Raw genomic sequence first — 21,978 nt, 5'->3', positions numbered from 1 at the left:
TACCTCGTAATGTGAAAGCGAAGTGCGCCTTGCCCTCGCGAGCAGACGCCCCCTCCCCCGCGGACCCTATCCCCGAGCCGCTGTTACTTGCCTTCCGGGAAATACTTGAGCGTCGAGCGGCAGCTTTGCGCCCACTCTTCTTTGCTCATCTGCGTTGAAGGGCCCCAATCCTTCATGCAGTCTTCGAAACTCTGATGCGTGACTTTGAAGCTATCCTTCGATTCCTTCAGGATCGCTTCAGCCTCATCGCCCTTCTGACCCGGATGATGAACATCCGCATCCAGATTTTCCTGCTGCGTTTCGATTTCAGCCACCCGCATCGGCTGCGATGTGACGGTGGTCTGAACGTTGCTGGCGCCGATCTCAGCGATGCGCATCTGCTGCGCGATCCGGGAAAGCCCCTCGACACACGAAGCGGGCGCCGTATCGGCCGTAGACACAGACACAAGGGCGGCGATTGATGAGGCCACGATGACAAGAATGGACGGCATGCAAAAAGCCCCTGTTGTATCTGCGGGCCGGATACTCCGGCTACAGCAGGGAGGCTAACGCAATTGCCTGAGAAGCCCGCAAAATCGGGCGTGCAGGTTTTGCGCAAATTCTTCCGATTGGAAAAACGGCTTGTAAGGATCTGCGGCAGGGAGAAGCCAGAGGGGATCGCGAAGCGGCCTCCCCACAGTGATGGGTGGGGGCCCCCTCAGGACCGCGCGATTCGCACGCCTCCCGTGATACCAGCCGTGCTGCGCACCACGGAACAAGCGCACCACAACAACCGACCATCGGGTCGATATTTATCAAGCCATTGAAAAACAACTATATTAAATGACGCGCCGATCTTATCGAGCCGATCAGATTCCCTTATCGCGTCATCACGCAATTGCGATTTCTGTTTATCGCGTGAAGTTGCTACATATTGTCCATCAGGCAGGCGGTACCCGCCGCCAAGGCTTTAGCAGGAGGAAAGACAATGAAGGTTTGGAGCAAGCCAGCCGTTCGCGAGCAGGAAGTTGGCCTTGAGGTCACCTCCTACATGCCGGCAGAGATCGACATCATCTAATTCGATCCGAATTAGCTGACAGATTTTGAGCGGCGGCCGGACACTCGGCCGCCGCTTTCTTTTTGGGGCCACCTCTCCACCGCGTGACCCGCTGAGCGCAACAAAAGCCGGATACGAAAAAGGGCCGCCCCAACCGGAACGGCCCGAGATGTTTGTTTGTCGTGCTTCTTGTCGGAAAACCGGTTCCCACTTTTCCGGAAGCACTCCAATTCAATCAATCAACGTGCCGCCGATCAGGGCAGGCAGGCCGTCGCCAGCGCGATGCACTGCGTATTGCCGCCCTTCAGCCCGCGGCAATCGATATCGGCATCCACGGCATTGGCCCAGACAGCCCATTCCTTGCCGTGCTTTTGGCGCACGTCGATTTCCCAACCATAGATCGCCTGCTTTTCGGCCTCCATGCGGTACTTCTTGCGCGCACCGTAGGAGCTCAGCGACTCAGTCTTGCATTCTTTTTTCTTGATCGCTTCCTTGGCCGCGCCGGTCAGCTGGTGCAGCTTGTCGATGCACGGAACGGCGGTGCGGGTGCAGGTCCACTTGCCGCCGGACTCCTTGCAATCCACGTTGCGCTCCTTGGAGTAGCGCCAGGAGTTGAATTCGTGGCCATACTTCTCCTTCACGGCGGCGCGCCAGGCGAACAGCGAATTGGGATAGGCGCCAAGGTCACGCAGCGTTGCCGGCGCACCGGCAGCCGTCACCGGGTCTTTGCATTCTTCTGCTGCCGCAGCGGGCGCTACGGTCAGAACTGAAAAAGCGGCGGCTACAAAAGCCAGCCGGACGCAAAATTTGCTAATCATCTGCTCGTTTCCTGATAGCTGAGCGTATGCACGCCTCTACCGGAATGCGGCTGGAGGCTGCGCACACTTACACGTAATTGAGCGGCTTTTGCGGCTTCAGCGCACCACTGGCATCAAGTGACAGCACAGGCGTGGCGGGCCAGATACAGACTCGCATAACGAGCATCGTTCAATTCCACCCGCGCAGCATCGACATCACCGCAACGCGATCAGAGCCGCACTTTGCGCAGGCCGAGATACGCCTCAACACCGCGCTTGATCCAGCGGCTGGGAAGCTTTCCACGCACGATGTGCATGTAATGGGCCGTGCGGTGCACCGGATTTCTGAAGCGCGGATGCTTTACTTCCAGCACCTTGGCAATCTTTACCGCCACATCCTGCGGATCGCCACCATCGGCCGCGACATGCGCATCGCCGGCACGGAAGGCGTTCTCTGTCCAGCGCCGATAAGGGCTGTCGGCTGGTGCAACGCGCGATGATGACTGCCAAATGTCGGTCACGTAAGGGCCTGGCTCCACCAGCACCAGCTCGATGCCGAACTGCTCCAGCTCGTAAGCGACGGATTCAACCCAACCTTCCAGCGCCCACTTCGAAGCCACATAGATCGAGTTTGCCGGCTGGCCGTTGAAACCTGCCTCACTGGATATGAAAACGATGCGGCCCGCACGTTGCTTGCGGAATGTCGGCAGCAGCGCACGCGTCAGACCCAGCACGCCGAAGAAGTTGGTTTCGATCACGCGGCGCAGATCTGCGTCCGGAATATCCTCAAATGCGCCGCCCGCAGCCACGCCAGCGTTGTTCACCACCGCATCCAGCTTGCCGCCTGTCAGCGCCAGCGTGTCGGCAACACCGCGAGCAATGGAAGCCGGGTCGGTCACGTCGAGCTGCACCAGATCCACGCTTGAGGCGACGCCCGCTTCCGCGATGGCGGCATCGAGACGGCCGCGCCGCTCCAGATTGCGCATGGTCGCGATCACGTGCCAGCCACGCTTCGCCAGTTCGACGGCCGCCAGCATCCCAAACCCGGCCGACGTCCCGGTGATCAGCACAGTACGCTTGCTCATTCTCACATCCCTGCGGCGGCGCTTGTTATAGGCCGGATTAAGCCTCTGGGCTGGCCGGTTGGCCGTGCGCCTTTTGAAAGAAGCCGAGTGTATAGCCGTTGGGATCGCAAATTGCGAACTCGCGCCAGCCATAGGGCATGTCTTGAGGGCCCCAGAGGAGAGGGGTTAAACCGGCCCACTCGCTGGCCAGCCTGTCGACATCATCAACCGGGATGTAAAGCGTGCCCGACAGCGCCGGTTCCCGCGACTGCCCGTCGAGATCCATCACATGGAAATGCAGCACCGCCTCATCGCGGCCAACGGCGCACCATTGCGGCGGGCCCCCGCAAGGCTCGATGCCCTTCAGGGCAAAGCCAAGCCGCTGATAGAAGTCGATCGTTGCGCCGAGGTCGCGGGCCCTGAGGCTGGGGATCATTCCGGATTTGAGCATCCCGTCCATCCCCTTTCGGCCCGCTTATCAGCCCGCCATTCTCGTAGCGCGCATCAGTAAACGCGCGCCTTGGGCTCAATGTAGCTGATCTCGTTCGTCATCGTGTATGTGTGCACCGGACGATAATCCAGCTTCACCGACTTCGACGCATAATCCGCCCAGGCCAGCGTGTGCTTCATCCAGTTGGTATCATCGCGGTTGGGGAAGTCCTCGCGTGCGTGGGCGCCGCGGCTTTCCTCGCGGTTCAACGCACCGACAACCGTCACCGCAGCCTGCGCGATCAGGTTGTCGTATTCCAGCGCCTCGACCAGATCGGAGTTCCAGATCAGCGAGCGGTCGTTGATGCCGATATCGCCGGAGGCATTCCAGATCTCATGGATCTGCTTCACGCCTTCCGCCATCACCGGGCCATCGCGGAACACGGCGCAGTGCGACTGCATCGAGCGCTGCATCTGCAAACGCAGATCCGCCGTCGGCGTTGAGCCCTTGGCGTAACGGAACTTGTCCAGACGGGCCAGCGCACGGTCGGTTGCCTCGGCCGGAAGATCCGGCTGCGCCGTTCCCGACTCCAGCGCTTCAGCGCACCGCAGACCGGCAGCACGACCAAACACCACAAGGTCGATCAGCGAGTTTGAACCCAGACGATTGGCGCCGTGTACGGAAACGCACGCAGCTTCACCGATGGCCATCAGCCCCGGGACGATCGCGTTCGGATCGCCGTCCTTCAGCGTCAGCACCTCGCCGTGATAGTTCGTCGGGATGCCGCCCATGTTGTAGTGCACAGTCGGAATGACGGGGATCGGCTCGCGCCGCAGATCAACGCCCGCAAACACCTTCGCGCTTTCGGTGATGCCCGGCAGACGCTCCGCCAGAATGGCCGGATCGAGGTGATCCAGATGCAGGAAGATGTGATCGCCATCCGGGCCAACGCCGCGTCCTTCGCGGATCTCAACCGTCATCGAACGCGAAACGACATCGCGTGATGCCAGATCCTTCGCGCTCGGCGCATAGCGCTCCATGAAGCGCTCGCCGTTGGCGTTGGTCAGATAGCCGCCTTCGCCGCGCGCACCTTCCGTGATCAGAACACCCGCGCCGTAAATGCCGGTGGGGTGGAACTGCACGAACTCCATGTCCTGCAGCGGCAGACCTGCGCGCAGCAGCATCGCGTTGCCGTCGCCCGTGCAGGTGTGCGCCGAGGTGCACGAGAAGTAAGCGCGGCCATAACCGCCGGTGGCGAGAATGGTGCGCTTGGCCCGGAAGCGATGGATCGTGCCATCATCGAGGCACAGCGCCAGCAGACCGCGACAGACGCCATCTTCGTCCATCAGCAGATCAAGCGCGAAATACTCGATGAAGAACTCAGCCGAATAGCGCAGCGCCTGACCGTACAGCGTGTGCAGCATGGCGTGGCCGGTGCGATCGGCAGCGGCGCACGTGCGCTGCGCGGGCGGGCCTTCGCCGAACTCGGTCGTCATGCCGCCGAACGGACGCTGATAGATGCGGCCATCCTCGGTGCGGCTGAACGGAACGCCGTAGTGCTCCATTTCATAAACGGCGGCCGGAGCATTGCGGCACAGATATTCAATCGCGTCCTGATCGCCCAGCCAGTCCGACCCTTTGACGGTGTCGTACATGTGCCAGCGCCAGTTATCTGGGCCCATGTTGCCCAGCGACGCCGCAACGCCACCCTGCGCAGCCACGGTGTGCGAGCGCGTCGGGAACACCTTCGTTACGCACGCCGTCTTGAGGCCGGCCTCAGCGCAGCCGAGCGTTGCACGCAAACCTGCTCCGCCCGCGCCGACAACAACCACATCATAGGTGTGGTCGTGGATCGGATAGGCGTGGCCAGCGATCAGCGGCGCCGGTGCCGGCTTCTTCGCAGCGGCATTGGCCGCACCATTCTTTTTGTTCTGCGCCATCGAGCTAGCCCCCGAAGCTCAATTTCAGGACGGCGAAAACCGAGACCAACGCAATGGCTCCCGAAAACACCGTGTTAGCCAGCAACAGCAGCATCTTTGAAAATTCGCCGTGGACGTAATCTTCGATGATGACCTGCATGCCCAGCCGCATATGCACCGCCGTCGCCAGGATCAGCGCGATCAGCGCCGCGGCAACCAGCGGATTGGCGAACGTCGCTTTCACCCTAGCAAGATCAGCGCCCGCCAGGTGCACGATCATGCCGATCGCGAACGCCGACAACACAACGATGATCGCGCCGGTAACGCGCTGCTTGATGAAATGGTCAGCGCCCTCATGCGCGGAGCCAAGCCCGCGTGCGCGCTTCAATGGCGTTGTCATGCCCATGCCGCGAACCATCCCTGCTGGCTGGCGATGTAGATCCACAGCGCCGCCGTCAGCAGCACCGAGAGAATTGCGGTGGCCCAGCCCAGCAGATCGACCGTGCCGATATCAAAGCCCCGGCCGGTGTCCCAGATGAAATGGCGCAGGCCACCCAGCATGTGCAGGATCAGCGCCCAGGAATATCCAACCAGCACGACGATGCCGGGCCAGGTCGAGAACAGCCAGTTGACGAACTGGAACTGATCCGGCCCCGTCGCCGCCGCGAGCAGCCACACCGCCAGCAGCAGCGAGCCGAAATACAGCGCTGCTCCGGAAATGCGATGCAGGATCGACATCACCATGTTGATCATGGGACGGTAGATCTGCAGATGCGGCGATAGCGGCCGCGCGCGCGACCGCTTTTCGGTTGTCACCCCGGCCATGGAGATTGCCTCACTGTTGGGTCTTAGATTCGTTTTAACGCGCAGAACGGTCCGCGGCAAACCGCCAAACGCCACATCTGCACATTTGCAAGCAGCGCTAACCCCTGTGAATTCCGTAAAAGTTTGCGATTCCGGCCTGCAAATCTTGCGAAGCTGCGCGGGCCTTACAGTCTTGGCCTGCTAAAGTATAACTGGCGGCCCGGACCGACTTTCCTCCCCTGATCGCCAGCATAGAGAAACGCCCGCCAGCCACCCCGCAATTGGCGAGAGGATTGACGGGCGCCTGTTTGGTCTGGCAGCTGCGCCGATCAGCGCGGCAGCAGCACCCAGGTATCCAGGTCGAGCATCACGCCATCGGCGTACTTGCCGTCTGCATCCTTGAGCGGAAAATCCGAACAGTCATTGTTCTTCACTGCCACGAGGCGGGTGCGCAGGGCGCCAAGGTCAGTGCGGCCCGGCACTTCCACCTTCTCCAGCACTTCCGACCACGCATAAACGGTGTCGCCCGCGAAGCACGGCGACACATGCCGCCCACCGTTGATCGCAGCCAGATGGAACGCGTTGTTCAGGCCGTTGAAAGACAGCGCGCGCGCCAGCGAGATCACCACACCGCCATAGACGATGCGCTTGCCGAAGCGGCCCTTGGCCTCGGTGTGCTGGTTGAAATGCACCTTGGCCGTGTTCTGATAAAGCCGCGTCGCGATCTGGTGCTCGGCCTCTTCCAGCGTCATGCCGTCGACGTGCGCGATCTTCTCGCCCACCTCATAATCGCCCCAGCGATAGGGCGAACCGGCCAGCGCATAGTCATACTGGCTGGTGTTGAGCGGCGGCACAGCGGCGCCCAGCTCGGACGGATCGACCCGCGGCGGCAGGTTCGGTACGATGGCTTCCGGCGCCGGCGCAGCCTTGTCCCGCTTGCGCACCATCACCCAGCGCACATAGTCGAGCACGATTTCGCCGTTCTGGTTGCGCCCGGTCGAGCGCACATAAACGGTGCCGGTCTCGCCGTTGGAGTTTTCCTTCAGGCCGATAACCTCGGAGGTCGAGGACAGCGTGTCGCCCGGATAAACCGGCTTCAGGAAGCGGCAGTTGGCATAGCCGAGATTGGCAATCGCATTCAGCGAGATCTCAGGCGTCGTCTTGCCGAACACGACGTGGAACGTCAGCAGATCATCAAGCGGCGACTGCGGATAGCCGATGGCCTTGGCGAACGCATCCGACGACTGTACCGCGAAGCGGGTGCCGTAAAGACTTGTATAGAGCGCCACATCGCCCACCGACACCGTGCGCGGCGTCGGGTGCACGATCACCTGCCCGAACTTGAAATCCTCGAAATAATTGCCGGGATTGGTCTTGGTCGAAGTCATCGCTGAGCTGGTCCTTTCCTTGGGCGCAAGGGCCGAATAGTCCACAAAGACAGGCTCTGTCGACTGCCTTTTCGCCGCTTTGACCCGGAAACGCCCCTCAGAACCACTCTTCTTCGGTTCGCCGCATGGCCTCAATGGCATCGGCGATGGCCACAGTCCGCCGCGCCATCACCAGATGCAGGCGCTCGACCATCCGGCCTTCCAGCGTGATGACGCCCTTCTGGCGATTGGCGGGTTCCTCAAAGGCGGCAATGACTTTTCTGGCCCACGAAACCTCTTCAACGGTCGGCGAGAAGATTTCGTTGCATGGTCCCACCTGCGAGGGGTGGATCAGCGTCTTACCGTCCATGCCCAGCGTGCGGCCATGCTCGCATTCGGCCCGGAAGCCGACCTCGTCGCGGAAATCGTTGTAGACGCCATCCAGAATATCGAGCCCGTAGGCGCGGGCGGCCACGATCGCCATCGCCAGCCACGGCACCACGGCCACGCGATCGTGCAGGGCGCGGGCGCGGCTTTCCTTCAGCAGATCGTTAGTGCCCATCACCAGACACGACAGCCGCGTCTCCGGATCGGCCCCCAGCGCTGCGATCTCGCGCGCATTGAGAATGGAGCTCGGCGTTTCCATCATCGCCCACACCCGCACTCTGGATGGCGCGTTGATGGCGTCCAGCACCTTGGCCACGGTGACGATATCGCCCGGGCTCGAAACCTTGGGCACGAGGATCGCATCGGGCTCGACGCTGGCGGCGGCACGCAGATCGTCCATGCCCCACGCGGTTTCGATGGCGTTGACGCGAATGACAAGCTCGCGCCGACCATAACCACCGCCGTGCACCGCTTCGCACACGTTCTCGCGCGCCTCGGCCTTCGCTTCCGGCGCGACCGAATCTTCAAGGTCGAGGATCAGCGCGTCCGCCGGCAGAACCTTCGCCTTCTCCAGCGCGCGCGTATTGGCGCCCGGCATATAAAGCACGCTGCGTCGCGGACGGACGGTCATGGCAAGGCCCTCTCATGTGCGCTGCACAATTCTAGCGGGATTAGATGGCTTGGCGATTAACGATCACGCCGCTGCAAGCGCCTGTAGAAAAAGCATTTGCTGGTTCAGCGAGCGAATCCGGAAGGGCTGCATGTTGCCTTTCGCAAGTGCGATCTGTCCCATCTACCAATGTCCTACACGGCGCAGCGAGCCAGCCCTTGCCCAAGCCTTTAAGCTCCACTCAGACTTTCTTCTGTCCGCCCGCAGTCATTTGGGCTTTCATCCTGCGCGCTTAGCTGCACACTCCGCCCTCACGTCCACATCCCGCACCACAACAGCCCAATCCCGGAACAAGCCATGGCCCGCGTGCTCGCCATCTCCTCCCACGTCGCTTACGGCTCGGTGGGTCTCGCCTCCATCGTGCCGGCGCTGCATTGGCTCGGCCATGAGGTGATGCCTCTGCCGACCGTGGTGCTGTCGTGCAATCCGGCCTATCCGCACTTTGCTGGCGACGCCGTACCCGCCGATCGCATCGTCGCGATTGCCGAAGCACTGGCCGCAAACGGCTGGCTGGCCGGAACCGACGCCGTGGTCACCGGCTATCTGCCGACCCGCGATCATGTTTCCGCTGCTCGGGCCGCCGTGGCGATGGTGCGCGCCGCCAATCCTGCCGCGCGCTATCTGTGCGATCCGGTGTTCGGCGACGAACCCGGCGGGCTTTATCTGCCCGAAGCCGTCGCAACTGCCATCGCCACCGAACTCATGCCGCTGGCGGATCTCGCCACGCCCAACAGTTTCGAGCTTTCGTGGCTGGCGAAGGCGTCGGTCGGTAATCCCGTCGAAGCGCGCGACGCGGCCCGCAAGCTCGCCGTTCCGATGCTGCTCGCCACCTCCGTGCCCGATGGCGATAACCGGCTGGCAAATGTGCTGGTCACGCGCGAAGAGGCGCTCGCCTGCAGCGTGAAGCTACGTGAGGACGCGCCGCACGGCACCGGCGACATGCTGTGCGCCATGTTCCTCGGCCAGCTTCTGAACGGCAACGCCCCGGCCGATTGCCTCAGTGCCGCTGCCTCGGCCGTGGATGCCAGCGTGACCGCCGCGCACGGGCTGGAGGAACTGCCGCTGGCAGGTGCGGCGGCGCTATGGGCGTCAGCCAAGGCGCTGCCGGTCAGCGCCGTCTGATCGCGCAACGGCACACATCCGCTGCTGCCGATCCGACCGGTCAAAACTTCATCGGTCCGCAACTCCTTCCAGTCACGAAAAAGGGCGGCCCGTTTTCCACGAACCGCCCTTCGATTTTTCATCCGCGCCGTTTGCGCAGAGCCGGATCAGTCAGCAACCCCTCAAGAACGGGATGCGTTTTCCGGCGTCGGCGTCGGGCCCGACCACGCACCAGCTTTGGCTGCCTCCCGCGCTGCCTTGCGGCTTGAGATACGGCGCTGGTGATACTTCTGCGAAAGCTGATCCCACTCGATCGTCAGCGATCCGCCCGTCGCCGCGTGCTGGCGATCCCAGTTCGTCAGCAGGTCAAGGCACGCGTGATCGATGTATTCCAGGTTGGCGATGTGCACGTGAACCTGTGATCCGCGCGGCAGCGTCTCAAGCTCCGAAGCCAGCTTCGGCAGACGGATGAGAGTTGCAGAGCCACTGAGGTGCAGGTCGACGCGCTTGCCGTCCGCCGCTTCTTCCTTGCGCACATCGAGGTGCGAGAATGCGTACAGCAGCTTGATGAGCGACAGCGCCAGACCCACCAGCACGCCTTCCAGCAGGTTGGTGGCCACGATCATGATGACGGTGACGAAGAAGATCACCACTTCGCCACGGCCATACTTGCGCAGCGTCGGCACGATCTTCGGATAGGCCAGCTTATAGCCGGTGTAGACCAGGATCGCGGCCAGCGCCGAAATCGGAATATAGGCCAGCGTGAACGGCAGCAGCGCCACGAACACCAGCAGCCAGACGCCGTGCAGGATGGCGGAGTTGCGCGTCTCGGCACCCGCCTCAACGTTGGCGCTGGAGCGAACGATCACACCCGTCATCGGCAGCACACCCAGCGCGCCGCAGATCGCGTTGCCTATGCCCTGGGCCGACAGCTCGCGGTCATACTTGGTGCGCGGGCCGCGGTGCATCTGATCCACCGCCGTGGCGCACAGCAGCGTTTCGGCGCTGGCGATGAAGGCAATCGAGATGGCACCGATCAGAATGGGCGTCTCCAGGATGCGCATAATGTTGTCGGTCGTCGGAAACACCGTAACCGCCCAGATGTTCTCCGGCACGCTGACATAATCGACCTTCAGATTGAGTGCAGCCGCCACCGCAATGGCCACCAGAACCGCAACCAGCGGTGCCGGCACAAGGCGCAGGCGCTTCGGCGCAATCGCGCTCCAGCCGAAAATCACGGCGATGGTCAGCAGGCCAATCAGCAGCGCGGTGAAATGGGAATCGCCCGTGCGAAACGCGTTCATCAGAGCGCTCGGGATACCCACCAGATTCTCGATGCCGCCGCCCAGCGGCTTGGCATCCATCATGACGTGGAACTGCGAGGCCAGAATCAGCACACCGATACCGGCCAGCATGCCGTGAATGACCGCCGGCGAAACTGCGCGGAACCATTGACCCAGCTTGAGCATTCCAGAGACCAGCTGGATCAGACCGGCGAAAAGCACCATGACGCCAAGCATCTCGACGCCGAAATCCTGCACATACTGCCACACCAGCACTGTCAACCCGGCAGCCGGACCGCTCACCTGCAGCGGCGAACCGGCAAGGAACCCGACAACGATGCCGCCAATGATACCCGTGATGATGCCAGCCATCGGGGGCATGCCCGAAGCCAGCGCAACGCCCATGCAAAGTGGCAGTGCGACTAGAAAAACAACTATAGACGCCATGAAATCACGGCCAAAAGCCGCGGATGAATAGGGCGCATTCATAAGGTTATAGTCCTGCTGTGCCAGCTCGCCGCCAGGCGCGCGATGGCATTGAATTGACGACCATTTGCCGCTTCCCCCGGCGCTGCGGACGATAAACCGCGCGTTGCCACGCGGCAAGTTTCCCCTACCCGACGCCCTCGGCAACGGTTAAACGGCGCTCTGCCGATCACTCGTTACCCGGACGATTTGCCGCCTACGCACTGAACCAAGAAACAGGCATGGAAATTCCATGAGCAGCTTTCCAGAAACACTGGCCGACCGCTATCGCCGCTTCCACAAGCGTCACTTCCTGCCACGCGCGGAGGACTATGAGGAATTGGCAACCTACGGGCAGAAGCCCGAGGCGATGATCATTTCCTGCTCCGACAGCCGCGTCGATCCGGAAACGATCTTCAGCGCCATGCCGGGCGAATTGTTCGTCGTGCGCAACGTGGCCAACCTTGTGCCGCCCTACGAAACCGGCGGCCGGTTCCACGGTGTCAGCTCGGCGATCGAGTTCGCCATCCTCAATTTGCGCATCAAGCACCTCATCATCATGGGGCATTCCGGTTGCGGTGGCGTCAAAGCCGCCCTGAACCAGAGCGCCGCCATTCAGACCGAGGCGCAGTTCATCTCGCGCTGGATGTCGATGCTCGATGATGCTCGCACCAAGGTGCTGGAAACCCACCACGACTGCCCGCAGGCCGAAAAGCAGGCGGCGCTGGAGAAGGAAGGCATCAAGAACTCGATCACCAACCTGCGCACCTTCCCATTCGTTTCCGATGCGGAAAATCGCGGGCGTCTGGCGCTGCACGGTTGCTATTTCGACATCTCAACCGGCACGCTGACGGTGCTCAATCATTCGCGCGGCGAGTTCTTCCCGCTGTAACCAGAGTTCGGTCAGCGATCAAAATCAGGGCGGAGGCCGCATTCAGCGCCTTCGCCCTTTTTGTTTGTGTTCCGTAGTGTTGCGGGACGGATAGGAAGCCCGGCGGACCGAGCAGTGCCGCAACGAGCAGCGCTCAGTTCGGCTGCGTCGCACCCGAGGCCGGAGCAGCGGACGAAGCCGGGGCAGTCGATGCCGCATTGCCTACGGCAGCCGCCTTCTGCGCCTCGACGATCATCGGTTCCACCTTTTCAGCCAGGCTCTGCGCCGATACCGGACCAACGTGCTTGTAAATGATCTCACCCTTGCCGTTCAGCACGAACGTTTCCGGCATCCCGTAAACGCCCCACTCGATGGCGCCGCGACCGTTCGGATCGACGCCGACGGCCGCGAACGGATTGCCGAACCGGCCCAGAAAGCGTCGCGCCGAAACCGGATCGTCCTTGTAGTTGACGCCATACAGCGCCACGCCGGTGCGCTGCTGCAGCTTCACCAGCAGCGGCTGTTCCTCGGCGCACGGCACGCACCACGAAGCCCAGAAATTCACGACAACCGGCTTGCCGTTGGCCAGCTCGGCGCTGGAAAAACCGGGCACCGCCTGCCCATCGGTTGCCAGCCCGGGCAACGGCGCAAACTCAGTCTGCGGCGCGGGTTTGCCGATCAGCGCTGAGGGAAGCTTGGAAGGATCGCCAGTTTTCAGCGCAAAGCCGAACACCGCCACGAGAACCGCAAAAACGATCAGCGGCGCAAGCACGGCGCCGGTCTTGCGGCGGCGCGGAGCAGGCTGCTGGGAAGATGTATTGGCGTTGGTCGCGGGGTCCGGTTGCATAGTCTTCCGGTGTGCTGAGAGGATCTATCGGTTATCAGGCGCGGCGTGCCGAGCGGCGGCGCACGCCCCGTTCAGCCAGAACAGCCAGCTTCCGCTGCTGGATGCGTCCGTCAATGTAAAGCCAGGCGATGAGGCCACCGATCACCGCAACGACCGCCCCATAAGCCGCCCAGATAAAGCTGGCGTGCGGACCAAGATCGATGCCGAGCAGCAGTTCCATAAGCCTACTCCGCCGCCGCTAGTTGCGATGCCTGAGCCTTCTCGACCTGAGCCAACTGCAGTGCACGCACGCGGCGGCGCAGGATCTCGTTGCGCATCGCCTTGAAGTGCATCGCCACAAACATCAGCGTAAAGCCCAGCGCCATCACCAGCAGCGGCGTCAGCATGGCGGTGTCGATGGTCGGGCCGCCGACGCGCAGCACACTTGCAGGCTGGTGCAGCGTATTACCGAAATCGACCGAGAACTTGATGATGGGCAGCATCACGATGCCGACCAGCGCCAGAATGGCGGTCAGCTTCGAGGCCAGCGAGTCATCCTCAATGGAAGATCGCAGCGCCATCAGGCCCAGATACAGGAAAAACAGGATCAGCACCGAGGTGAGCCGCGCGTCCCACACCCAGTATGTGCCCCACGTCGGTCGGCCCCACAGCGAGCCCGTCACCAACGCCAGAAACGTGAAGGCTGCGCCCAGCGGCACCGCGGTTTTGGCCGAGACATCGGCCAGCGGATGCCGGAACACCAGGAACCCGAAGGCCGACATTGCGACCATGGCGTAAACCGCCATCGCCAGCCATGCGCACGGCACGTGGATGTACATGATGCGTGCCGTTTCGCCCTGCTGGTAGTCCGGCGGGGCGACGTAGAATGCGAGGTACAGCCCGTATGCGATCACCACGGCGGCAGCACCGGCAATCCACGGCAGCACGGAACCGGAAAGCTCCATGAAGCGGGTCGGGTTGGCCAAGCGTTGTGTCAGCGTCTGCATCAGAATTGATCTAATCTAGGGGAGCCTGAAGCGCAAATGAACAAGCTGTCCCAACGGCATGTTCTTTCACGACCCGTCATATTTGCGCCTTTCCGCCCCGGTCCGTCCACTGCATTCGCTACTGTATTCGCTACTGCATTTGCACGCGCAGGGCCGCTGCGGCCGCAAACGGACACAGCACCACCGAAGTCAGCGAAAGCGCCGCAAGAATGAGCATCGCGGCCGAAGTGCCCGACACCCCAAGCAGCCCGTTTACCGCCGCCATGCCGAAGATCAGCGTTGGCACGTAAAGCGGCAGCACCAGCAGAGCGATCAGCAGCCCGCCGCGATAGGACCGCAGCGTCAGCGCCGCGCCGACCGCGCCGATAAAGCTCACCGCAGGCGTGCCCACAAGCATCGTCGCCATCAGCAGCGGATAGACCGCGATATCAAGGTTAAGCATCAGGCCCAGCACCGGTGCCGTCAGCGCCAATGGAATGCCGGTCGAGATCCAGTGCGCCAGTGCTTTTGCGCCGACCACCATCTCCAGCGGCATCCGCCCGGTGGCCAGCACATCCAGCGTGCCGTCCTCGTGATCCGATGAAAACACCCGGCCCAGCGAGAGCAGCGCCGCCAGCAGCAGTGCGATCCACAGGATTCCCGGCGCAATACGCGACAGCAGGTTGAGATCCTGTCCGAGCCCCAGCGGCAGCAGCGTCACCACCAGCATATAGAAGCCCAGCGCCGTGCCCAGCGCGCCGCCCTGGCGGACGCTCAGCATCAGATCACGTTTCAGCAGTGCCAGGAACGCGCTCACGCCTGCGCCTCCTTTCGCACCAGCGAAATACCGCGCGCCGGTTCGATAGCGAGCGGCAAATGGGTGGCAACGATGGCCATGCCGCCGTCGCGAAGATGCCGATTGATGGCTTTGACCAGAATGTCGGCCGAGCCGGTGTCGAGCGACACGGTCGGCTCATCGAGCAGCCACAGCGGGCGATGCGCCACCAGCAGACGCGCCAGCCCTAGGCGGCGTTTCTGGCCTGCAGACATATAGCCGGCGGGGATGTCGGCGAGTGCATCGAGCGCGAAAACTTCCAGCGCGTCATACACGCGATGTGCGACCGAATGGCCCGAATCAGCCTTGTCGGAAAGGTAGGTTGCCCAAAAGGTCAGGTTCTCAGCGGCCGTCAGATGGCTCTTTATTCCGTCCAGGTGTCCGACAAAGTGGCACACCTCCCCCACTTCGCAGGATTCACCAGTGCCACCATTCGAGCCCGAAACGTCCAGAATCCGAACTGAGCCCGAAGCTGGGCGAAGATATCCGGCCAGTGCACGCAGAAGTGTCGATTTTCCCGACCCATTCGGGCCTGTCAGGACTAAGCCCGACCCACCCTCAAGCGTGAAGGAAACGTCATTCGCAACCTTGCGATTGCCGCGCTCCAAGACCAAGTTTTCAGCAACAAGCTGCACTGGGCTTCATCATCCGTGTGGCAGAATGCGCTAGCGAAACGATACTGAAATCCCGCAGAATAGCGGTGCAAGCGCGCTGGGCTGGGGCCGGACGCTCCTGCGAGCCAATGGCATTCGCTTCCGACGCCGCCAGCATATCAGCATAAAACTGCGCCGTCCTCTGCCACGCCTGCGGCAGGGTTGACGACTGGGGGGTGCGGCCGCTTCTTGCTTTGCAGCGGTCGACTGCAAGAGAACTGGAGAAGTATTTTGAGCGACGTGCAGCCGATCTCGCTGGATAGTTTCAAGTGCCGCCGGACAATTTCGGCGGGCGGCAAGACCTACACCTATTATTCCCTGCCCGAGGCCGAGAAGAATGGCCTGGCGGGCATCTCCCGGCTGCCCTTCTCCATGCGGGTGCTGCTTGAGAACCTCCTCCGCCACGAGGACGGCCGCACCGTAACCAAAGCCGACATCGAAGCCGTCGCCGCCTGGCTGAACGACAAGGGCAAGGCTGGCAAGGAAATCGGCTTCCGCCCCGCCCGCGTGCTGATGCAGGACTTCACCGGCGTGCCAGCCGTGGTCGACCTCGCCGCGATGCGCGACGGCATGAAGAGCCTCGGCGGCGACGCCCAGAAGATCAATCCGCTGGTGCCGGTCGATCTCGTCATCGACCACTCGGTGATCGTCGATGAGTTCGGCTCGCCGCAGGCGTTCGCCCAGAACGTCGAGCTGGAATACCGGCGCAACGTCGAGCGCTATAACTTCCTCAAGTGGGGCCAGGGCGCGTTCGACAACTTCCGCGTCGTCCCGCCCGGTACCGGCATCTGCCATCAGGTCAACCTTGAGTTCCTGGCGCAGACCGTCTGGACGCGCGAACTGCCCGACGGCACCATCCTCGCCTATCCCGACACGCTGGTCGGCACCGACAGCCACACCACCATGGTCAACGGTCTGGCCGTGCTCGGCTGGGGCGTGGGCGGCATCGAAGCCGAAGCCGCGATGCTCGGTCAGGCGCAGTCGATGCTGCTGCCGGAAGTCATCGGCTTCAAGCTCACCGGCAAGGTCAACGAGGGCGTCACCGCAACCGACCTGGTGCTCACCGTCACGCAGATGCTGCGCAAGAAGGGCGTCGTCGGCAAGTTCGTCGAATTCTACGGCCCCGGCCTCGACACCATGCCGCTCGCCGACCGCGCAACCATCGCCAACATGGCGCCCGAATACGGCGCCACCTGCGGCTTCTTCCCGATCGACGGCGAAACGCTCAACTATCTGCGCATCTCCGGTCGCGAGTCCGGTCGCATCGAACTCGTCGAGGAGTATGCGAAGGCCCAGAACATGTATCGCATCGCCGGTTCGGAAGATCCGGTGTTCACCGATACGCTGGAACTGGATCTCAGCACCGTTGTGCCGTCGATGGCTGGCCCGAAGCGTCCTGAGGGCCGCATCGCGCTGCCGGATGTTGCACCCGGCTTCGCCACCGCACTTGCGGGCGAATACAAAAAAACGGGCGACACCTCGGCGCGCTTCCCCGTAAAGGGCCGCGACTTTGACATCGGCCACGGCGACGTCGTCATCACCGCCATCACCAGTTGCACGAACACGTCCAACCCCAGCGTTCTCATCGCCGCCGGCCTGCTGGCCAAGAAGGCGGTCGAGAAGGGCCTCACCGCCAAGCCGTGGGTGAAGACTTCGCTGGCGCCGGGATCGCAGGTCGTTTCCGCCTATCTCGAAAAGGCTGGCCTGCAGCCGTATCTCGACAAGGTCGGTTTCAACCTCGTCGGCTTCGGCTGCACCACCTGCATCGGTAACTCCGGTCCGCTGGCGCCGGAAATTTCGGCCACCATCAACGAGAACGGCATCGTCGCGGCCGCCGTACTTTCCGGCAACCGCAACTTCGAAGGCCGCGTCAGCCCGGATGTGCAGGCGAACTATCTTGCCTCGCCGCCGCTCGTTGTCGCCTATGCGCTGGCCGGAACTGTCGCCAAGGATCTTACCGTTGAGCCGATCGGTATTGGCAGTGACGGCGAGCCCGTCTACCTGCGCGATATCTGGCCGTCCTCGCAGGAGATCCACCGCTTCATCGCCGAGAACATCACGCGCGAGCTGTTCCTGGAACGCTACGCCGACGTGTTCAACGGCGATGCTTCCTGGCGGGCGATCGATACCGCGGGCGGCGAAACCTATACGTGGGACGACGACTCCACCTACGTGCGCAACCCGCCTTACTTCGAGGGCATCAGCAAAGATCCGCGTCCGATCAGCGATATCAAGGGCGCACGCATCCTCGGCCTGTTCGGCGACAAGATCACCACCGACCACATCTCTCCGGCCGGTTCGATCAAGCCATCGTCACCCGCCGGTGAATACCTCTCCTCGCACGATGTCGCCGTCGCCGACTTCAACCAGTACGGCACGCGGCGCGGCAACCACGAAGTGATGATGCGCGGCACCTTCGCCAACATCCGCATCAAGAACTTCATGCTGCGCGACGCCGATGGCAACGTGAAGGAGGGCGGCAACACGGTGCACTATCCGTCCGGTCAGCAGATGTCGATCTACGATGCGGCCATGCGTTACCGCGATGAGAACGTGCCGCTGGTTGTGTTTGCGGGCGTTGAATACGGCAACGGCTCATCGCGTGACTGGGCCGCCAAGGGCACCAACCTGCTCGGCGTACGCGCCGTGATTTCTCAGTCGTTCGAGCGCATCCACCGTTCGAACCTGGTCGGCATGGGCATCGTGCCGTTTGTGTTCGAGGAAGGCACGAGCTGGGAAACCCTTGGTCTCAAGGGCGACGAAATCGTCAGCATCCCGGGGCTCACGACCATCAAGCCGCGCCAGAAGATGGAGGCCGAAATCACCTCCGCCGATGGCACCGTGCGTAAGGTGCCGATCATCTGCCGGATCGATACGCAGGACGAGATCGAATACTTCCGTAACGGCGGCATTCTGCACTACGTGCTGCGCAATCTCGCTGCGGCCTGATCCGTCCCCAGGTTGCACTGACCAACATTCAAACGCCCGGCAAGCCACGCGCCTGCCGGGCGTTCTCCTTTTGTATTTGGCCACGTCAAACCCCGGCGCACCGGGCTTCCCTGCCGTCATCTCGGTGCAGGTCGGGACCACGCAAGTTGCAGCCGCACACCCGCTATGTAGCTCTGACTGCCGGCTTTTTTCGCCCGCACGTTGAACGCTCCCGGCCTTACACTCTTTCGTGAGCTCGGTTGTCGCGCGCCGCAGCCCCGCCTAAACTTACGGCTCCGGGCGAACTTTCAGGCGGTATATTGCGCGCATGCGGCTGGCTTCCATCATCTCGCTTTCCACGGCGCTGCTGCTGACGACCGGGCCGGTGATGCCTGAAGAGGCTTCCGCCCCCGCCGACACACCCTCGGCCCAGTCGCGCCCCGCCATTGATGTGCTGGAGCTGTTCACCAGTCAGGGCTGCGATAGCTGTCCCCCCGCCGACGATGTGCTGAGCAAATTTGCCGAACGGCCAAACGTCATCGCGCTCACCATGCCGGTCGACATCTGGGACTACCTCGGCTGGAAAGACACCCTCGCATCGGAGAAAAATTCCGAGCGTCAGCGCGTCTATGCGAAGACGCGCGGCGACGGCGCCATCTACACACCGCAGATTATCGTCAACGGCATGATCGGCGTGATGGGTTCCGATGCCCGCGCTGTCGAACAGGCCGTCAGCATCACCAATCAGGCGCTCTATGGCGCGCGCATTCCCGTCCGCTTCTGGCACGACCGCAACACGCTGAAGGTCGAAGCCGCCGCCGCGCCCGCAGGTCATCGCTATAAGGAAGCGACCGTCTGGTTCGCCGTCATTCAGAAGCGCGCTGAGGTGCCGATTGAGCAGGGCGAAAACAAAGGCAAAACGATTGTCTACACCAACATCGTGCGTGAGATGCTGCCGGTGGGATCGTGGAACGGCGAAGCGCTCAGCCTGCAGCTAACACGCACAGCCGTGATGCGTCCGGAAACCGACGCCGCCGTTGTGCTGCTGCAGGAGGGCAAGGCTGGCCCCATCATCGGCGCCGCCTGGATGGGGCTTTGGTAGCGTCTTTATTGGTCGGCGTCCGGCGACTCGCGCATGGCAAGCAGCCGGACACCCCGATTTTTATCCCGCCAGTCCGCGCTTTTTCAGCAGCCCTGTGATCTCCGGCGGGCGACCACGGAACGCTACGTAAGCCTCAAGCGGATCGCGACGGTTGCCGCCGGAATAGATGAACTTGTGCAGCTTGTTCGCCGTCTTGCGGTCGAACGCGTTGCCAGTTTCTTCGAACGCCGCAAACGCGTCCGCATCCATAACTTCCGACCACAGATAGCTGTAATAGCCCGCCGCGTAGCCGCCCATGATGTGCAGGAAGTGCGGAATGCGATGGCGTGCCACGATCTCGTTCGGCATGCCAAGACGCTGCAATGTGCTTTCCTCAAACGCAGCCACATCCAGCATTTCATTGCTCTCGGCATCGACGGCGTGCAGATCCATATCAACGAACGCCGACGCCAGATATTCCACCGTCGAGAAGCCCTGGTTGAAGTTGCGCGCGCTCTTGATGCGCTTCAGCAGCGCCTTCGGCATCGGCTTGCCGGTAGCGTGATGCGTCGCATACTTCTCCAGCGTTTCGGGCACCATCAGCCAGTGCTCATAAAGCTGCGATGGCAGCTCGACGAAATCGCGCGTCACCGCCGTGCCGGAAATCGACGGATACGTCACATCCGACAACAGGCCATGCAGCCCGTGGCCAAACTCGTGGAACAGAGTGCGCGCATCGTCCAGCGACAGCAGGCTCGGCTGGCCTTCCTCGCCCTTGGCGAAGTTCATCACGTTGACGATGATCGGGCGCACATCGCCCGCCACGCGTGACTGCGAACGGAACGCCGACATCCACGCGCCCGAACGCTTGGACGGCCGCGCGAAGTAATCGCCCAGGAACATGCCGACATGCTCGCCACGCCGGTTGGTCACTTCCCACACGCGCACGTCGGCATGATAACGCGGCGCGTCCTTCAGCTCCTTGAACTTCAGACCGAACAGCTTGCCCGCCGTATCGAACGCCGCCGCAATCACGTTATCGAGCGCGAAGTAGGGCCGCGTCGCCGATTCATCCACGTCGAAGCGCGCCTTGCGCTCCTTCTCCGAGTAATAGCGCCAATCCCACGGCGCAATTTCGATGTTGCTGCCTTCGGCGCGCGCGCGCTCTTGCAATGCATCGCGTTCATCGCCCGCACGCTTCACCGCCGGTTCCCACACCGCCGTCAGCAGATTGCGCACGCTGTCCGGCGTCTTCGCCATCGTCGATTCAAGGCTATAGTCAGCGTACGTTTGATATCCGAGCAGCTTCGCAAATTCCGTCCGCAGCGCGATGATCTCAGCGGTGATGGCGCGATTGTCGGTTTTCTCGCCCATCTCACCACGACGGATCCATGCGTTGAACGCCTGCTCGCGCAGATCGCGGCGCGCTGAAAATTGCAGGAACGGCTCAACGGATGAACGCGACAGCGTGATCACGTACTTGCCGGGCAACCCCGCATCCACCGCCGCGCGCGCCGCTGCATCGCGCAGTTCATTCGAAAGACCATCCAGATCCTTCTCGTCCAGCACCATGCGCCAGGACTGCTCGTCCTTCAGCACGTTCTGCGAGAACTGCGTCGCCAGCGTCGCCAGACGGCCATTTATTTCCGCCACGCGCTTCTTCTGCTTGCCGTTCAGCTTCGCGCCCGAACGCACCAGCCACTTGTAATGCAGCTCCAGAATGCGGCGCTGCTCATCATCGAGTTTCAATGCATCGCGCCGCTCGTGCAGCTCTTCAATCCGCTTGAACAGCTTGCCGTTGAGCATGATCGCGGATTCATGCGCCGCCAGCTTCGGCGCCATCTCGCGTTCTATTTCCTGCAGCGCGTCGTTCGTATCGGCGCCGGCGAGATTGTAGAAAACCGATGCGACGCGCGAGAGTGTGCGCCCCGCCTTCTCCAGCGCCAGCACCGTATTTGCGAATGTCGGCTTCGCCGTCTGATCCGCGATGCGCGCGATCTCAGCCTTGTGTTCCTTCAGCGCGACGGCGAATGCAGGCCGGAAATCCTCCGGCGTAATCTTGCCGAACGGCGGCAACTCATAAGCACCGCCCCAGCGCGACAACAGCGGATTTGCCCGCGGCTTTGAACCAACCTTGTCACCCTTGCCCGCCAGAACATGGCGCTTTGAAACCGGCTTGACCTTCACGCGTGCGGTTGCGCTCTCACCCGTTGCAGACTTGCCCGCCACCTTTGCGATCCGCTTGGCGGTCGCTTTCACCTTCAGCGCCGCGCCCTTTTTCTTCGTCGTCGCCTTGCCAGCCGTTTTCGCCACTTTGTCCGCTCCGGTTCACGCGCCCACTGCATACGCTGAAGCTAACGTAAGCATGCGCGCGCTAACGTCCAGTCACCGGCTCAATCAGCGGCCCGAACGGCTTCACCGTGCCGCGCCGCCATCCGGATAGCGCGCACAAAAAAATAGGGCCGGTTGGGGGAA

21 protein-coding genes are annotated in these 21,978 nt (G+C 62.3%); 5 read left to right on the top strand and 16 right to left on the bottom strand.

The features are described from left to right. Window positions 1-83: 83 nt before the first annotated feature. Window positions 84-491, bottom strand: a complete 408-nt coding sequence (locus tag C6Y62_RS04160) for a hypothetical protein (RefSeq protein ID WP_173952869.1) — start codon at window positions 489-491, stop codon at window positions 84-86. Window positions 492-967: 476 nt separating this feature from the next. On the opposite strand from C6Y62_RS04160, the gene pqqA reads away from it, so the two are divergent. Beyond that, on the top strand, window positions 968-1,057 hold the full coding sequence (pqqA, locus tag C6Y62_RS04155; RefSeq protein WP_068459738.1) for a pyrroloquinoline quinone precursor peptide PqqA: 90 nt from the start codon (window positions 968-970) through the stop codon (window positions 1,055-1,057). Window positions 1,058-1,290: 233 nt separating this feature from the next. Here the strand turns inward: pqqA and C6Y62_RS04150 are convergent, their stop codons facing one another. The 8 genes from C6Y62_RS04150 to C6Y62_RS04115 all read right to left on the bottom strand — a co-directional run bounded on the left by C6Y62_RS04150 (window position 1,291) and on the right by C6Y62_RS04115 (window position 8,435). Beyond that, on the bottom strand, window positions 1,291-1,854 hold the full coding sequence (locus tag C6Y62_RS04150) for a hypothetical protein (protein ID WP_068459740.1): 564 nt from the start codon (window positions 1,852-1,854) through the stop codon (window positions 1,291-1,293). A 209-nt stretch (window positions 1,855-2,063) separates the two neighbouring features. Then, the gene (locus tag C6Y62_RS04145; RefSeq protein ID WP_068459742.1) at window positions 2,064-2,918 is read right to left on the bottom strand and encodes an SDR family NAD(P)-dependent oxidoreductase; all 855 of its coding nucleotides are present in this window, start codon (window positions 2,916-2,918) and stop codon (window positions 2,064-2,066) included. Between the two features lie 37 nt (window positions 2,919-2,955). After that, a complete protein-coding gene (locus C6Y62_RS04140) occupies window positions 2,956-3,348 on the bottom strand; it encodes a VOC family protein (protein ID WP_173952868.1) in 393 nt (130 codons plus the stop codon). Between the two features lie 53 nt (window positions 3,349-3,401). Next, a complete protein-coding gene (sdhA, locus tag C6Y62_RS04135; RefSeq protein ID WP_173952867.1) occupies window positions 3,402-5,267 on the bottom strand; it encodes a succinate dehydrogenase flavoprotein subunit in 1,866 nt (621 codons plus the stop codon). 4 nt (window positions 5,268-5,271) lie between these two features. Then, window positions 5,272-5,652 carry a succinate dehydrogenase, hydrophobic membrane anchor protein gene (gene sdhD, locus C6Y62_RS04130; RefSeq protein WP_068459813.1) on the bottom strand — a complete coding sequence of 127 codons (381 nt, stop codon included), beginning with the start codon at window positions 5,650-5,652 and terminating at the stop codon, window positions 5,272-5,274. Continuing rightward, entirely contained in the window at window positions 5,643-6,071 is a 429-nt protein-coding gene (sdhC, locus tag C6Y62_RS04125) for a succinate dehydrogenase, cytochrome b556 subunit (RefSeq protein WP_173952866.1), read from the bottom strand. Before sdhC ends, sdhD begins: the two co-directional genes overlap by 10 nt. 308 nt (window positions 6,072-6,379) lie before the next feature. Further along, window positions 6,380-7,438 (bottom strand): MaoC family dehydratase, encoded by a 1,059-nt coding sequence (locus C6Y62_RS04120; protein ID WP_068459750.1) that lies wholly within the window; start codon window positions 7,436-7,438, stop codon window positions 6,380-6,382. 97 nt (window positions 7,439-7,535) lie between these two features. Further along, the gene (locus C6Y62_RS04115; protein ID WP_173952865.1) at window positions 7,536-8,435 is read right to left on the bottom strand and encodes an HpcH/HpaI aldolase/citrate lyase family protein; all 900 of its coding nucleotides are present in this window, start codon (window positions 8,433-8,435) and stop codon (window positions 7,536-7,538) included. A 336-nt stretch (window positions 8,436-8,771) separates the two neighbouring features. Here C6Y62_RS04115 and pdxY point away from each other — a divergent pair, with 336 nt between their 5' ends. Then, window positions 8,772-9,596: a pyridoxal kinase gene (gene pdxY, locus C6Y62_RS04110; protein ID WP_173952864.1), complete on the top strand. Its 825-nt coding sequence runs from the start codon at window positions 8,772-8,774 to the stop codon at window positions 9,594-9,596. Window positions 9,597-9,757: 161 nt separating this feature from the next. Here the strand turns inward: pdxY and C6Y62_RS04105 are convergent, their stop codons facing one another. Continuing rightward, window positions 9,758-11,305 (bottom strand): SulP family inorganic anion transporter, encoded by a 1,548-nt coding sequence (locus C6Y62_RS04105; RefSeq protein ID WP_246274273.1) that lies wholly within the window; start codon window positions 11,303-11,305, stop codon window positions 9,758-9,760. A gap of 271 nt (window positions 11,306-11,576) precedes the next feature. Between C6Y62_RS04105 and C6Y62_RS04100 the strand changes: the two genes are divergently transcribed. Continuing rightward, window positions 11,577-12,215 (top strand): carbonic anhydrase, encoded by a 639-nt coding sequence (locus tag C6Y62_RS04100; protein WP_068459757.1) that lies wholly within the window; start codon window positions 11,577-11,579, stop codon window positions 12,213-12,215. A 133-nt stretch (window positions 12,216-12,348) separates the two neighbouring features. On the opposite strand, the gene C6Y62_RS04095 is transcribed toward C6Y62_RS04100, so the two are convergent. The 5 genes from C6Y62_RS04095 to ccmA form a co-directional block, all read right to left on the bottom strand. After that, window positions 12,349-13,041: a DsbE family thiol:disulfide interchange protein gene (locus C6Y62_RS04095; RefSeq protein ID WP_083509448.1), complete on the bottom strand. Its 693-nt coding sequence runs from the start codon at window positions 13,039-13,041 to the stop codon at window positions 12,349-12,351. A 34-nt stretch (window positions 13,042-13,075) separates the two neighbouring features. Beyond that, a complete protein-coding gene (gene ccmD, locus C6Y62_RS04090) occupies window positions 13,076-13,261 on the bottom strand; it encodes a heme exporter protein CcmD (protein ID WP_173952862.1) in 186 nt (61 codons plus the stop codon). A 4-nt stretch (window positions 13,262-13,265) separates the two neighbouring features. Beyond that, window positions 13,266-14,027 carry a heme ABC transporter permease gene (locus C6Y62_RS04085; RefSeq protein WP_068459760.1) on the bottom strand — a complete coding sequence of 254 codons (762 nt, stop codon included), beginning with the start codon at window positions 14,025-14,027 and terminating at the stop codon, window positions 13,266-13,268. Between the two features lie 130 nt (window positions 14,028-14,157). Then, window positions 14,158-14,823, bottom strand: a complete 666-nt coding sequence (gene ccmB, locus C6Y62_RS04080) for a heme exporter protein CcmB (protein WP_068459762.1) — start codon at window positions 14,821-14,823, stop codon at window positions 14,158-14,160. Continuing rightward, entirely contained in the window at window positions 14,820-15,476 is a 657-nt protein-coding gene (gene ccmA, locus C6Y62_RS04075) for a heme ABC exporter ATP-binding protein CcmA (RefSeq protein WP_173952861.1), read from the bottom strand. Before ccmA ends, ccmB begins: the two co-directional genes overlap by 4 nt. 249 nt (window positions 15,477-15,725) lie before the next feature. Between ccmA and acnA the strand changes: the two genes are divergently transcribed. Both acnA and C6Y62_RS04065 read left to right on the top strand, forming a co-directional pair. Further along, complete coding sequence (acnA, locus tag C6Y62_RS04070) at window positions 15,726-18,443, top strand: aconitate hydratase AcnA (RefSeq protein ID WP_173952860.1); 2,718 nt, start codon at window positions 15,726-15,728, stop codon at window positions 18,441-18,443. 307 nt (window positions 18,444-18,750) lie between these two features. Further along, window positions 18,751-19,524 carry a DUF1223 domain-containing protein gene (locus tag C6Y62_RS04065; protein ID WP_173952859.1) on the top strand — a complete coding sequence of 258 codons (774 nt, stop codon included), beginning with the start codon at window positions 18,751-18,753 and terminating at the stop codon, window positions 19,522-19,524. Window positions 19,525-19,584: 60 nt separating this feature from the next. Here C6Y62_RS04065 and C6Y62_RS04060 read toward each other — a convergent pair whose 3' ends face one another. After that, complete coding sequence (locus C6Y62_RS04060; RefSeq protein ID WP_173953080.1) at window positions 19,585-21,657, bottom strand: M3 family metallopeptidase; 2,073 nt, start codon at window positions 21,655-21,657, stop codon at window positions 19,585-19,587. Between the last annotated feature and the right edge of the window lie 321 nt (window positions 21,658-21,978).

It is taken from the genome of Hyphomicrobium sulfonivorans, from assembly GCF_013306565.1.
GTDB classification, from domain to species: Bacteria; Pseudomonadota; Alphaproteobacteria; order Rhizobiales; family Hyphomicrobiaceae; genus Hyphomicrobium_A; species Hyphomicrobium_A sulfonivorans.
This window is presented reverse-complemented; position numbering and strand designations above follow the sequence as displayed.

Coding starts and splice junctions, on each gene's coding strand:
- C6Y62_RS04065 (WP_173952859.1), top strand. CDS start 18,751: ATGCGGCTGGCTTCCATCATCTCGCTTTCCACGGCGCTGCTGCTGACG.
- C6Y62_RS04145 (WP_068459742.1), bottom strand. CDS start 2,918: ATGAGCAAGCGTACTGTGCTGATCACCGGGACGTCGGCCGGGTTTGGG.
- C6Y62_RS04160 (WP_173952869.1), bottom strand. CDS start 491: ATGCCGTCCATTCTTGTCATCGTGGCCTCATCAATCGCCGCCCTTGTG.
- C6Y62_RS04150 (WP_068459740.1), bottom strand. CDS start 1,854: ATGATTAGCAAATTTTGCGTCCGGCTGGCTTTTGTAGCCGCCGCTTTT.
- pqqA (WP_068459738.1), top strand. CDS start 968: ATGAAGGTTTGGAGCAAGCCAGCCGTTCGCGAGCAGGAAGTTGGCCTT.
- C6Y62_RS04100 (WP_068459757.1), top strand. CDS start 11,577: ATGAGCAGCTTTCCAGAAACACTGGCCGACCGCTATCGCCGCTTCCAC.
- C6Y62_RS04085 (WP_068459760.1), bottom strand. CDS start 14,027: ATGCAGACGCTGACACAACGCTTGGCCAACCCGACCCGCTTCATGGAG.
- sdhA (WP_173952867.1), bottom strand. CDS start 5,267: ATGGCGCAGAACAAAAAGAATGGTGCGGCCAATGCCGCTGCGAAGAAG.
- pdxY (WP_173952864.1), top strand. CDS start 8,772: ATGGCCCGCGTGCTCGCCATCTCCTCCCACGTCGCTTACGGCTCGGTG.
- sdhC (WP_173952866.1), bottom strand. CDS start 6,071: ATGGCCGGGGTGACAACCGAAAAGCGGTCGCGCGCGCGGCCGCTATCG.
- C6Y62_RS04140 (WP_173952868.1), bottom strand. CDS start 3,348: ATGCTCAAATCCGGAATGATCCCCAGCCTCAGGGCCCGCGACCTCGGC.
- ccmD (WP_173952862.1), bottom strand. CDS start 13,261: ATGGAACTGCTGCTCGGCATCGATCTTGGTCCGCACGCCAGCTTTATC.
- C6Y62_RS04105 (WP_246274273.1), bottom strand. CDS start 11,305: ATGGCGTCTATAGTTGTTTTTCTAGTCGCACTGCCACTTTGCATGGGC.
- sdhD (WP_068459813.1), bottom strand. CDS start 5,652: ATGGGCATGACAACGCCATTGAAGCGCGCACGCGGGCTTGGCTCCGCG.
- C6Y62_RS04115 (WP_173952865.1), bottom strand. CDS start 8,435: ATGACCGTCCGTCCGCGACGCAGCGTGCTTTATATGCCGGGCGCCAAT.
- C6Y62_RS04120 (WP_068459750.1), bottom strand. CDS start 7,438: ATGACTTCGACCAAGACCAATCCCGGCAATTATTTCGAGGATTTCAAG.
- C6Y62_RS04095 (WP_083509448.1), bottom strand. CDS start 13,041: ATGCAACCGGACCCCGCGACCAACGCCAATACATCTTCCCAGCAGCCT.